At 60.6% G+C, this 12378-nt stretch carries 13 protein-coding genes; 10 read left to right on the forward strand and 3 right to left on the reverse strand.

The window, feature by feature from the left end; translation table 11 throughout:
* The first annotated feature begins 113 nt into the window (after positions 1–113).
* The 7 genes from CWS72_RS23865 to CWS72_RS23895 all read left to right on the forward strand — a co-directional run bounded on the left by CWS72_RS23865 (position 114) and on the right by CWS72_RS23895 (position 6577).
* Positions 114–761, forward strand: a complete 648-nt coding sequence (locus tag CWS72_RS23865) for a type IV secretory system conjugative DNA transfer family protein (protein WP_206747708.1) — start codon at positions 114–116, stop codon at positions 759–761.
* The gene (locus tag CWS72_RS23870; protein ID WP_101253168.1) at positions 761–1975 is read left to right on the forward strand and encodes an ATPase, T2SS/T4P/T4SS family; all 1215 of its coding nucleotides are present in this window, start codon (positions 761–763) and stop codon (positions 1973–1975) included. Before CWS72_RS23865 ends, CWS72_RS23870 begins: the two co-directional genes overlap by 1 nt.
* Positions 1962–2228, forward strand: coding sequence for an IcmT/TraK family protein (gene icmT / locus CWS72_RS23875; RefSeq protein ID WP_101253169.1), 267 nt, complete (start codon positions 1962–1964; stop codon positions 2226–2228). Before CWS72_RS23870 ends, icmT begins: the two co-directional genes overlap by 14 nt.
* Positions 2229–2399: 171 nt before the next feature.
* On the forward strand, positions 2400–3611 hold the full coding sequence (locus tag CWS72_RS23880; protein WP_101253170.1) for a hypothetical protein: 1212 nt from the start codon (positions 2400–2402) through the stop codon (positions 3609–3611).
* 8 nt (positions 3612–3619) lie between these two features.
* Positions 3620–4351, forward strand: a complete 732-nt coding sequence (locus CWS72_RS23885) for a hypothetical protein (RefSeq protein ID WP_146002854.1) — start codon at positions 3620–3622, stop codon at positions 4349–4351.
* Between the two features lie 2 nt (positions 4352–4353).
* The gene (locus CWS72_RS23890) at positions 4354–5280 is read left to right on the forward strand and encodes a lysozyme family protein (protein ID WP_101253172.1); all 927 of its coding nucleotides are present in this window, start codon (positions 4354–4356) and stop codon (positions 5278–5280) included.
* A gap of 31 nt (positions 5281–5311) precedes the next feature.
* Positions 5312–6577: a DotG/IcmE/VirB10 family type IV secretion system protein gene (locus CWS72_RS23895; protein ID WP_101253173.1), complete on the forward strand. Its 1266-nt coding sequence runs from the start codon at positions 5312–5314 to the stop codon at positions 6575–6577.
* A gap of 242 nt (positions 6578–6819) precedes the next feature.
* Here CWS72_RS23895 and CWS72_RS23900 read toward each other — a convergent pair whose 3' ends face one another.
* On the reverse strand, positions 6820–7611 hold the full coding sequence (locus CWS72_RS23900; protein WP_158240801.1) for a ParA family protein: 792 nt from the start codon (positions 7609–7611) through the stop codon (positions 6820–6822).
* 258 nt (positions 7612–7869) lie between these two features.
* Here CWS72_RS23900 and CWS72_RS23905 point away from each other — a divergent pair, with 258 nt between their 5' ends.
* Positions 7870–9357 (forward strand): HD domain-containing phosphohydrolase, encoded by a 1488-nt coding sequence (locus tag CWS72_RS23905; protein WP_101253175.1) that lies wholly within the window; start codon positions 7870–7872, stop codon positions 9355–9357.
* 75 nt (positions 9358–9432) lie between these two features.
* On the opposite strand, the gene CWS72_RS23910 is transcribed toward CWS72_RS23905, so the two are convergent.
* Positions 9433–9876: a hypothetical protein gene (locus tag CWS72_RS23910; protein ID WP_101253176.1), complete on the reverse strand. Its 444-nt coding sequence runs from the start codon at positions 9874–9876 to the stop codon at positions 9433–9435.
* Between the two features lie 143 nt (positions 9877–10019).
* Between CWS72_RS23910 and CWS72_RS23915 the strand changes: the two genes are divergently transcribed.
* Positions 10020–10883 carry a thioredoxin fold domain-containing protein gene (locus CWS72_RS23915; RefSeq protein ID WP_101253177.1) on the forward strand — a complete coding sequence of 288 codons (864 nt, stop codon included), beginning with the start codon at positions 10020–10022 and terminating at the stop codon, positions 10881–10883.
* Between the two features lie 10 nt (positions 10884–10893).
* Here CWS72_RS23915 and CWS72_RS23920 read toward each other — a convergent pair whose 3' ends face one another.
* Positions 10894–11502 carry a hypothetical protein gene (locus tag CWS72_RS23920; protein WP_146002855.1) on the reverse strand — a complete coding sequence of 203 codons (609 nt, stop codon included), beginning with the start codon at positions 11500–11502 and terminating at the stop codon, positions 10894–10896.
* Between the two features lie 194 nt (positions 11503–11696).
* Here CWS72_RS23920 and CWS72_RS23925 point away from each other — a divergent pair, with 194 nt between their 5' ends.
* The gene (locus CWS72_RS23925) at positions 11697–12299 is read left to right on the forward strand and encodes a hypothetical protein (RefSeq protein ID WP_101253179.1); all 603 of its coding nucleotides are present in this window, start codon (positions 11697–11699) and stop codon (positions 12297–12299) included.
* The last annotated feature ends 79 nt before the right edge of the window (positions 12300–12378 follow it).

The following is a 12378-nucleotide window of genomic DNA, read 5'->3' on the forward strand; positions in this document are numbered from 1 at the left end:
GTTGGTCTGGCGCTCCAGTTCCTTGTTGATTTCCCATGTGCGCCGGGCCAGTCCGCCGCGGCAGCGGTTCTGAGCCGTCCGGCATTCCGGAACAAAAACTGGAAGGCATGAGGATGGCGGCGGCGAGTTACGGCATCCGCGGCGGACTGGCCCGGCGCACATGGGAAATCAACAAGGAACTGGAGCGCCAGACCAACCGATTGTCGGGTATCTATAATTTCGCCCCGCTGGTCATTCCTCTCCCCGAAGGCGGCTCGGTCATTCCTCCGGTCGTCGAAGATGGCGACCAGGCGATGAGCGTTTCGGGCGACGGAACCGACATGAAGGCCAGCAAGAAGGTGCTGCGCATCGTCCGGCCCGCCCATATTTCGCCGATCATCCCCAACTGGCGGGTTTATCTCGTGCGCTATTGGCCGGCCCCGGAAATTCCAAGGAACGAACTGATGCCCCAGACCGATGAGGAAAAGGCCGCCTGGAGCAAGTGGGTCGCCGGCGGCTGGGAAATCGGCGTCCGTCAGGCCAACGACATTTTCCGGGTCAATACCGACCGCTTAACCCGCGACATGGTGGGAATGGCTCTTTACCATCGTCTGGTGGCGCAGGGCATGATCCACGATCTTTACATCGACCAGCGCGAACGCGGGGTCACTGGCGGGGGCGACACTCTGCATATCGGCGAACGCATCGTTCGTATCACCGCCCCGGCCCAGCTCAATCCGAAAACCGGGGAATGGTCGCCCATCATCCTGGATCAACCCTGATGCCCGAAGCCCCCGCCGTTCCCGGCGATACCGCCCCCCAAACACTTGCCTACGAGGCGGAGCCGCCCGTTTGGAACGCCTCCGCGTTCGACGATTTCCTGCTCTGGGCGGCGGCTAACGGCGTCTCGGACATCAATCTGCAGACCGGCGAACCCATCTGGTTGCGCCATCACGGCCGCATGATCGCCGCGACCGGCCGACCGATGTCGGGACCCGAGATGGTGTCGATCATCAGCCGCCTGGGTCGGGGCCTGGAGGCCGATGGCGTTCTGCAAAGCGGGCGTCCGATCGATACCGCTTACGACATCCAGCGGCGCGAATCCGGAGGCAAGGTCCGCCGCTGCCGATTCCGCGTCAATGCCAGTTCCTGTCTGGTCGGCGGTTCGGACGGACGTCAATTCACCCTGCGAACGCTTCCCGATCGCCCACCGCAATTGTCCGCGCTCGATCCCGAAGAGGCCATCCGCGAGTCCTTCTGTCCGCGCCAGGGGCTCGTCATGGTCACCGGTCCAACCGGATCGGGAAAATCCACACTGTTGGCCGCGGTCCTCGCCGACATGATCGGCGCCCCGGACAGCAACCGAAAGGTCGTCACCATCGAGGCCCCCATCGAATTCGTCTATGACCGCGTCCAACGATCCGCCGCTCTCGTTTCGCAATGGGAAATTCCTTGGCATCTGCCCAGTTTCTCCGCCGGAGTGCGCAATGCGATGCGATGCAATCCGGACATCATCGAAGTCGGCGAATGCCGCGATACCGAGACGATGAGCGCCTGTATCGACGCCGCCAATACCGGCCATGCGGTCTATACCACCCTGCACACCATCGGAGTGGAGGCCAGCATCCAGCGTATCCTGGGCTTGCTGGAAGGCGGCGGGGGCGATGCCGGCGGCCGTGCCATCGCCATCATGCAGGTGCTGCGTCTGATCGTGACGCAACTTCTGCTGCCAACCGTCGATGGCCGGCGCTGCGCGGTTCGCGAATTTCTGGTGTTCAGCGAGGAGGTTCGCCAAAGCTTCCTGCGACGCCCGCTTCAGGACTGGCCGGCGATCGCCGCGGACACGCTGAAGAGCCGCGGCCAGCCGATGGCCGTCGCCATCGAACGGCAATGGCGCGCCGGCCGCATCAGCGCGGACACCTTCACTGGTTACGCGCCCGACCACGCCCGGACTCTCGGCATCACCAGCGAAGGATCGGGCGATGGCGTGGCGTGACAGCATGCGCCCGGCGCGCCTGTTCGGGCTTGACGCCCGGCTCATCTGGGTCGTGGTGACATTCCTTTTTTGCATCAACAAGATGACGTTCATCTTGCTGTTGGTGGTCCTGACCGTTCTCATCGTCGTCGAGCGTCACGGCCTCAATCTTCCGTCCGCCATCCGGTTGCTGCGGTGCCATGCGGCCGGATCGTGGCGGTCGGCCATCCCGAAGATCAAACGCCGTAGATTGTTTGATAGCGGAATTACGTGAAAGGAGGTCAAGCCGATGTCGCCGGGTATCACTCCGGCCCGTCCCTGCGGGCGCCCGCGCCGCATGGGCACGGTCGAACGGTCGCCCACCGGCGAAAAGAACAAGCCGCCACTTGAAAAAACGGTGTATCTAATATATTGTTCGCCATAAATAGTCTGAAGGACCGGCCCGATGCGTAGGTTTCCCCTGTTGCGGCGAAGCAGTCTTTGCGTCACCGTCGCGTTCGCCTCGCTGATGGCCGCGACCGCTCCCGCCAAAGCCCAATGGGCCGTTGAAGACGCCTCGGTCTTGAGCGCCGTCACCTCTGGCTTTTCGGCACTTACCTCTGCCGTTTCGGCGGGATTCACAGCCGTCGTCACCGCCCTGGCGGCAGCCGCCTCGGACAGCGATGCGCATTTCGAGCAGTTGCTCCAGGCATCCATTCAGGTCCAGGACGCCGTGCTTCAGGCTCAGACGACGACGCTCAATACGCAAATCTACAACGACGAACAATGGCGCCGACAGTCGCTCAACGATACCTTCGGAGACACTTCGGCCTGCCAGTATATCGGCCCGGGAACCAATCTGACGCAGGGCGAAACCCCCATTCGGCAACAGGCCGTCGCCATCGCGACCGCGCACGCCAATCTTTCGCGTGGAGGCACAGGTTCGGCCGCCGCCAACGGCCAGGCGGCCAGCGTCTCGGACAAGGTCCAGGTTCACAAGCAATTGGCGGCCAATCCCCAGACCCTGTCCACCACCGCGCCGACCTCGTCCTCCAGCAGCGCCGCGACGACCCTGGGAACGGTGACCGATGTCGACGCCGACACCCTCTTTACCGACACGGCCATCGACTCGCCCTATTCGTTGAAAATCGACTCGTCGAGCCGCACCCAGACCCTGGGCGAATTGTTCATGGCTCATTCCTTCGATCCCGTTCCTCCGCCGCCGCAACGCAGCACGAGCGAACCGAACGAGTTTCAGGAAGCCCGCAATTCCAGAGCCAGCCGGATGAGTCTCGCCATGGCGGTCCCGGTCGACGTGCTCTCCAATCAGGCAAAAGTATTCGACGCCAGCATGCGTCAGGTTCTGCCGCTCCAGCCCCCGGGATCCGACTCGATGAGCTGGAACCAGATGATGGATGCGGCCGTGAAGGGGCGGTTCGAAAATCTCGACTGGTACGCGCAGGTGGTCGGCATGAGCGGCGAGCAGAAACAGAACGAAGCTCTCTATATGCAGGCGCTTCAACTGTACCTCGATTGGCATCGCTTCCGCTTTGAGGAAAAGGTCGGTGTGGTCCTGGCCAATCTCTATGCCGGTCAAATCGATAACATGCGGGGATCCTCGACCAGCGACATCACGCCGGCCCTCGCTCCGGCAAGCCAAGCCACGCCGACGCGGTGACGCCGATCATGAACGCGACGCCCGAACCCTCGGAAGTTTATCGGCGCTTGGCGGTCGCCCGATTGAAGGGCGTCCGGGTCGACGGAGACGTCATCTCGACCGAAGAGGCGAAAGCCGCCTGCGGCCAGTTCAGCGCAAAAATGGCCGACGAGATGCAGCGCATCGACCAGGTCCTCGCGCTGACCGAACGGATGGAGATGCGAACCCGCGATTTATGGAACGGCGCGATGTCGGCCTTCAGTATCGACGAGATCGATCGCCTTATCGCCGTTCGCGACAACCAATTGCAGCGGCATGGCCGCGCCGTGGCCATGCCGACCTATTTGACACGCCTGCAGGACCGTCGTGAGGTGGACAGCATCGACATTCTCGCGGCCGATATCAAAACCGAGTGTCTCGGCAGCGGCGCCAGCGCACGGATCGACAAGAATTTCGCCGAAGCCAGGGTGCCCGATCTCCCGATGGTCGACGGGGTCTATCGCAACCTGCACAAGCAACAATTGGCAGAGCTCAAAGAGGATATGACTGGGATTTTACGCGATCTCGGCCTGGCCTCGGACATTTTCGCCGAGGCGGGATCCTTCGGCATTGCAACGGTTTCGCTGCCCGCCGCGACGAAAGATTCGCCCCTCGAAAGTCTGCTCCGTTTGGTTTCCGCCGCCGCGGAAATGCGCAACGCCCCTCAGTTCCGTAAAGCAAAATTGGGAGCCCCCGTCGAAGGATTGGGGCCAGCGCGCTGATCATGCCCCAGACACGTGTCCTTCCTTCCACCGAAGTCCGCTCGGCTCTGGTGAATGCCTCGCGCACCACCGGAGCCTCGCTGGCCTGGCTGACCGTCGTGGCCGGCGCCGAAAGCTGTTTTCAGGCCAATGCTCACTGCAACAGCAGCAGCGCCACGGGGCTTTTCCAGTTCACCGACCAGGGCTGGTTCGCCATGCTCGCCACCTACGGACGAAAACATGGGCTGAACGATACCGTCGCCCGGTTGAAGGAAACCCGGCATGGTGGATTTGTGCCCCAGGATCAAAAAGACCGGGCCGCCATTCTGGCCATACGCCAGGACCCCAAACTGAATGCCCTGATGGCCGGGGAGCTGTTCCAGGAAAACCGCACCAACCTTAAATCCGCGCTGCACCGCGCCCCGACCCAGGGTGAAATATATCTAGCTCATTTTCTGGGATCGGCGGATGCCGCCCGTTTCATCCATCAGCGGGATCTCACCCCGGACGCGTCTCCGGCAGAGCTTTTTCCGAAGGCGGCCAAGGCCAATCATGACGTGTTTTTCCACAAGGACGGGACAGCGGTCAGCTATGCCGAGCTGAGCCAACGCTTCAGCAACCGCTTCGAACACGCCAACCGATTGGTGGCTCAAACGTTTCCCGAGTTGGCGCCGACCGCAGCGCCTCACGCCCTCGCCAGGCACCACCACGCTCCCACAAGCGTTGCCCAGAATTCGACCGGCGCACAACATTCCCAAGCCAGGCACCACCGCGGCGCCGCGGTCATAGCGCGGACAGAACCAGACGGGGATCACACCGTCGCGGACCAGCACCTCGGGTCCAGTACCGTTGCCGAAAAGCTGGCCGAGCGGCGCCGCCAGGAGGCCATGATCGACCATCCCCCTGTTGCTGCGTCGGAGACGACGCCCCCCCAGCCCATGCACAGCTAACTCCATGCACAGTGAACGTTGAGCGCGGCAAATGGACGAAAACGATTTGATGCATGACGGCCTGACCGTCGAACCCGAGGAACGCACCGGCCGCCCCGAGGCCAAGGCCTCCTTCGGCAAGCGTCTTGGTCACGCCTTTTCCGACCCCGGAAAGCGGAGGATCATCTTTCTGGGTGGCCTGATCGTCATCGTGTTCGGGGTCGTCGTTTCGTCCCAGATGGGCAAGGGGTCCAAGCTGCCAAGCCAGATCCCCCAACCGCCGGCAATGAACACGACACCGGGCGGGACCCATTCCTCGGCAAGCCCGGACTATCAGGCATCCGTCGTCAATGCCGATGCCCAAAGAGCGTTCGTCGCCGAGCAGAACGGCAAAAGCGCCTTGGCCACCATCAATCCGAACGTCGTTCAGCCGCCCCAGGTCGCGCCCCCGGTACGTCCGACCAAAACCGACGCTCCCCCTGCGATCAATACCCAGGTGGGAACTTCCGCCAATGCCGGCGTCGATGAACATCGCCGCAAGATGCAGGACGCGATGCGTCACCAATTGCAGGAAATGGTCGGGTCCTGGAAAAACTCCCCAGGACAGCAGGTGGTCTTCACACGGCAGGAATCGACATCGCAGACGACGGCGATCTCCCCATTGGGGCAAGGGTCCCAGCAGCAGGCCCAGACGCAGCCGGCACGACAGAAAGCCCAATCGTCGCAACAGACGGACGCTTTGAAAGATGAACTGGTCCATGCCGGAGATATTTTCTTCGGCACGACGGTGACCGGCGCCATCTCCACCGATCCGACCGGCCCGATCGTCGCCGATGTCCTGTCTGGCCCGCTGCAGGGAGCGAGAATTCTCGGAACCGTCCAACAAGGCAACGAGGCTTACGTCCTCGTTTTCAATCAGATGAGCTTCGAGGGCAAGAAGGTCCAGATCAACGCCGTCGCGGTCGACGTCGAAAGTGCCCGCGTCGGCGTGCGCTCGGATATCGACCGCCGCTATCCCGAGCGGGCGTTGGCGATCGCCGCCGATTTCCTGACCACGGCGGGGCAATATTTTCTGCGATCGAACTCGACGACGACGACGACGGCGACGGGAACCGTCACGACGACGGGAACCGCCACCAATAAGGCGGCGATCGAAGCCGGGATGGCGGGCGCCGGCCAGGGACTGACCACCGAACTCAATCGCCAATTCAACAATCTCAATCCGATCTACGAGGTGAAAGCCAATTTTCCAATCGGCGTGCTGTTCATGAGCCCGATCTACAAACAGACCCCGGCGGGAACCGGCAATGCCGGCTAGAGCTTTTTCATTTCCGCACCTGGGGAACTTCAGTCGAGATGAAGCCCCCCGGGTACATCTGATACCAAGTTTCGATGAGGATGACTCATCGAAACTTGGCTGGCGCATTGGGCGCCCGCGCCATCGTTGACGCGTAGCCGTGTATGACATATCGCAGGCTGCGCTATCAGCGTCGTGCAGGCCTCAATTGAACGCGCCCGCCGATCGAGCCGGTTTTGCCTCAGCCGGAGGCCCGAACAGGGTCAACAAGCCGGCAGGCGCCCTTTAAGCGGAATGTTTCGACACCGCTCGATGACTTCGTCGACGAGGTTGCCATACCACTTCGCTCCTTTTGAAGCCGGAGCATGGTGGAAGATCGAGCGGCCGAAGAACGGAGCCTCGGCCAGTTTGACGTCTCGGCGAATTTCCGTCGTCAGGACGTTGCGTCCGAAATCCTCGCGCACCTTCGCCATTACCGACGAGGAATGCCGCAGGCGGGGATTGACCATGGTGAACAGGATTCCCAACCACTGAACGTCAATTCCCATGTTGATCCGCAACCTGGCGATGGCACGCGCCAGCATGCGCAACCCTTCGTGGGCCAAATGCTCGGGCGTTAGACAGGCCAGGCAACAGTCGGCGGCGACCAGCGCGTTGATCGGCACCAAGGACAACGCCGATGCGCAATCGCACAGGATATAGTCGTAAGCGTCCCGTACCGGCGCCAGCAGGTCGTTCAAGCGCCGCTCGCGGCCCGCCGCCTTGGCCAACAGCAGATCCGCATTGGAAAGATTCATCTCCGCAGTGATGAGATCGACACCGGGTTGGATGCCGGAACGAATGACATCCTTCACGGGCGTCCCATCGAAAAGCGCTCTGCAGATGGACGGCGACAAGGCATCGTCCTGCACCCCCAGGGCAAGTGATGCGGACGCCTGCGAGTCGAGATCGACGACCAGCACCCGATGGCCACGCCCGGCAAGGCCGACAGCCAGGTTGACACAGGTCGTCGTTTTGCCGGTACCGCCTTTGTTATTGATAATTGCGATCATCATACGGGTTGCGCGGCTCTCGACTGCATATTGAAAATGGTAAATTTTATATTTAATACACCGTAACACCACCATCGTCAATGTTACCTCGAAAAATGGTGAATAAACTTTTTATGCACCATTTTTATTGATCGACGGAATTGCTTTGCCCACTATACAAAGATCGGTTGGTCACCCCTTATCCGGATAGGCAACTCGGTGCGCCGCTCCTCCTCCTCCGACGGAAATCCATTTTTTCGCCGCCCTGATGAAACCAGGCCCATGGCCGCCGTCGGACGACAGCGGCCATGGGCAGTCCTGATTTCCGACGGCCGCGATGAGTGGCGGGCGGGCGTTGTCGAGCGGTTGCAGGCGCTGACGTTCGACGGGCGCCCCCTCCATCCATTCGAGGCCGGCTCCAGGCGAGAAGCGGAACATATCCTTCGACAGGTTCCCGACATCGCCGTGGCTCTTCTTGGAAACTCCGACAATGCTGGAAGACCGAATAATCCTCTGGTCGATTGGATCAGACGCGATCTTGGAAACGAACGGGTCCGCCTCATCCTGGAAGCTGGAGAATCCATCGATTGGAGAATCGCCTCCCAAAGCGAAATCAATGACATCGTTACCCCGAGCGACCTGTCCGGAAGACGGCTGGCGGTCATCATGACCACCGCCCTGCGAGGATATCGGGATATGGAGGTCGCCGAAAACACCCGCAGATGCGTCGAAGCGGCCGTGGGTGGTTCAACACGCCTTTTCGCGGCCGATTCGTTGACGCAATTCGCCGACTGCCTACCGCCCTTGGTGCAATTTTTGATCCCCCATCAAGGTGGAATGCTTCTGTGCGAACCACTGCCGGATCGGCAGGAACTGATGGTGATCGCCGCCGCCGGAACCTACGCCGACCAGCGTGGCAGAACCATAGGAAGGATGGTCGGTCCCGTGCCGGCCGGCATGTGGATCGCAAAGGCCCAAGCCGATCAAAACGACATGCGGGCGGGACATCGCGCGGTGCTGCACATCCGCCACCGCAACCATCCGCCCGGCTTCCTTTATGTCGATGGCATCATCTCCTTCGGAGCGTGCGACCCCATCCTCGTCGACCTGCTTTGCCGTCAGATCGCCGTGACCATCGACATGATCCGGCTTCGCCGGAATCTGAAAGGCGCGCAACGGGGAATCGCCTATTCCTTCGCCCATATCACGGAATACAAGGACCAGGTAACCGGAGATCACCTCCGGCGAATCGAGGCGATATCGCAAGCCATTACCGACCGCCTGACGCAAAAGTGTATTTTCCCGGAAATAATAGAAAACCGACTGTCCGAATTGATTGGCCTTGCCAGCATGCTGCATGACGTGGGCAAGGTTGGCATCCCTGACCGCGTTCTCAACAAACCCGGACGGTTGACCAGCGCCGAATTGCTTATCATGCGGACCCACGCGCTGATTGGAGAAGTCATTTTGAGTGAAGCCACGTGCGCCATGGCGGCCCCCTCCTATCTGCAGACCGCCGTGGAGGTCGCTGGCGGGCACCATGAGAAATGGGATGGAAGCGGCTATCCCCGCGGGCTGACAGGAGACCGTATTCCGCTCTCGGCCCGGATCGTCGCCGTGGCAGACGTTTACGATGCCTTGATTTCACCTCGCCAATACAAGCGGATCTGGACCACGGGAGAGGCGATCGATTTGATCGTCAGAGAATCCGGCCGACATTTCGACCCAAGGATAGTCGAGGCATTCCTGGCAGTCGCTCCGACGCTCTAGAACTCGGCCTTTTAAGCCCCGAGAAACAGCCCGGAACCTCCCGCCCGGCCCATGAGGAAGGCCGTTCTGTCCCAATCAGCGCAAGTTGCCGTAAGCGCCCGGCGCTGGAACGGGGATGGGACGTGAATTCATGTCCGCCGACAACGTCCGATCTGCCTGCATGCGCGCCCGAGGATCGGCCGTGGACATCGCCTCGGTGAGACGGGCGTCGACATTGGGATTGGCCGCCATTCCCTGTTGTACTTCTAACCAGGCCTGGGTCACCGCCGCCAAGGTGCGCCCCCCCATCGTCGCCGCGTCCGAAGCGCGATTGAAAACCCCCGTCAAAAACGATGCCTGGAGATCGCCGGCCGGCCCCTGTGGCAGAAAGGCCCGGCAGATGGACAGTCCGAAACGGCGGGCAATTGCGCAAGTCTCGTCGGCATTGTGGTCGCGCCAACGAGACATGGCCTCCTGATCGATAACAGGCGACGGCGCGGACGCGGTAGCGGGAGTGAGGCGCGCTGTGATGTCCGTCATTCTGATTCTTCCATCTAAATTATGGCGTATAATATATTGTATTCACCTTAAATGGGAGCCCCCTTCCGACTTAAAGGAAGCTTGCTGCGTCTATTTTATGGTGTATTATATCTCTAATATGCCATTTATGAGGCGAGGCCTTCATGTTTCCTCCCGTTCGGCGCATTTTACCGGTCGCCACAGCATTATCTTTCTTGCTGGCTTTCGCCGAGGCGGCCATCGCGGCGACAGATGTCACCCCAGATGTCCCGATCATCGCCTTCTTAAAGAAAAAAGGTGTCTCCCTCAATCTTCTCGGCAAGAACGGAGATATCTCGGTGTGGATGGGTGAACGTGAAGGACAGATGCAGTATTTCACAGTCCTTCCGGACGGACATCGAGCGGTTTCCGGCATATTGTTCGACGATAGCGGGCGCGATCTTACCGGAGAGTTTCTCGCCAAAGCCGCCAATGCCGGACAAATACACCTGCCGTCCATGCCGACGGCAGCGGCGGCGACCAACGGCAGCGCGGCCGCTCCAGCGGCCGTCAAGCCGGCCAATATCGACGAGATATTAAGGGCCGCGGCGGGAACGCACTGGCTTTCCTACGGACCGAGCGGAGCGCCGGTCATCTATATGATGGCGGATCCCGAGTGCATCTTCTGCCGAACGGTTTGGCCGCAAGTAATAAGCCTGGCGACGGACAAGAAGATCGAACTCCGCGTTATTCCGGTCGCATTCATTCATGGCGACGAAAGCATGGCGGCTCTGACCGCCATCCTTTCCGCGCCATCCCCCGCCAAAGCCTGGGCACTGAGCGAGGACGGCATCCGCACTCAACCGTCGTCCTCCAACGCCACCGACGCCGTCCGCGGCATCATCAATGACAACCATTTGTTTGCCAGTCACTACGGCCTGGCCGCGACACCGGTGTTTCTCTGGTCGTCGGCCGATGGTCCGAAAATGCAGACGGGAATTCCCAAGAGTGCCGACGGCGCAACCGACGTCGGCATCTTCCTGCGTTGAAATAATGGGCTCAATTCCGCAGTTGCAGATGCTCGGGAAACAAAACCTTGGTGGGAACGCCTTGCACCTCGACGGCCGTGACCGATTTCGTGGAAAACAGGGTTGCCACCTGCCTCGGCCCGGTCGCGGGATCGTCTATGCGATAGACCACCAGTTCGAGCGAGGAAAAGATCGTGGTTCGCAGATCGTCGATCATGCGACCAACCATATCCGGTCGTTTCGTCACGAAACCCGCCGGGACAAATGGCGAATCCCATTCGCCGTCGGCTTCGGTGCTGATCCGCTGCAAAGAACGGTTCATTTCGGCGAAAGTCTGCTGCCCCAGCCTGTCAAGATAGAGGAACTTGAACCGCGGCGTGTCCGCCGGCCCCAAACGCAACCGGTGCATTTCTCCGACATCGACCTGGATATTGACGCTGACGAGTCGGATGTCCTTCTCCCGGGCGGTCTTCCACTGACGCTGCAATTCGCTGACCGCGTCACGAAACCCGAACAACATGGTCAGGCCGTTGGCCGCCGACGGCATCCCTGGTGGCAGTCCGACATTCTCGAGAACGACGGTTTCCGGAGGGGCGTCATATGAGCAGAGAAAATAGCTCGTCAGACTGATTGTCGACACTTCCGATCACTCCCCTTCTTGCCCGTCCAACCCACCTCCCATCGAGAATAGCCAACGCAAACAACCGCTTCCCGTAAGGACCACCGATATCCCGAGTCGCTCCTCCATGTTGCGCATGGTATATCTTATACGATATATGGCAAGTCACTGGCGACCATATCGCACTTTGACAATTTTTAGAACAGGAGAGTCGCATGCCACGCCGCGGCCCGATCACGGGAAACGATCTCGAGGACTTGCGCAAGATTCTGGGCCTGAGCGTCACCGATCTGACCTTCCTTTTCGGATTTTCCATGCCCCACTGGGGCAAGATAAAAAAGGCCGCCGACAATCCCGTCCGGGATCCTGCCGTCGCCTTGCTGGCCCGTTGGTGGCTGGCCCATCCGGAAACCTGTCCGATTCACCAATCCCCGACGCCCGCATTCGTTAGAGACAGCATCAACGAAATATTGGCGACTGACCCGCTTGGAGAAGATGCCCCGCTGAACGGCCCGGTTTCGAAAAAGGATTTCGGGTTGAGCTTCGGAAGGGAAATGTCCGCGGGCTATCGCTGGACACGCGACAATGGAAAGGTTCCTCCGGTCCTTAACCGCCTGCTGACCATCGCGCAGGAGCAGATCAACCGGAATCCCGAGACTTTCTGGAAGGAATGGATCGGGCTGGTGGAAGAGGAGGCCAAGGCCCGCGGTATCGACGATCTGTGGGCCGAAGGCAATTGGCACAAGGATCTGGTGGCGCCAAGGCACCCGGCTCAAGAGAGCGCCAATGCCGACGACGGTGACGACGGCTCCGACTGATCGAGCCGGTCCCCCCGGATTCATTTTTCGGCCTCCAGGCCCGTTCCGCAGGCAATTTTATGCCGCCACGAGAGTGCTT

This window comes from Telmatospirillum siberiense (assembly GCF_002845745.1).
Classification (GTDB): domain Bacteria; phylum Pseudomonadota; class Alphaproteobacteria; order Rhodospirillales; family Magnetospirillaceae; genus Telmatospirillum; species Telmatospirillum siberiense.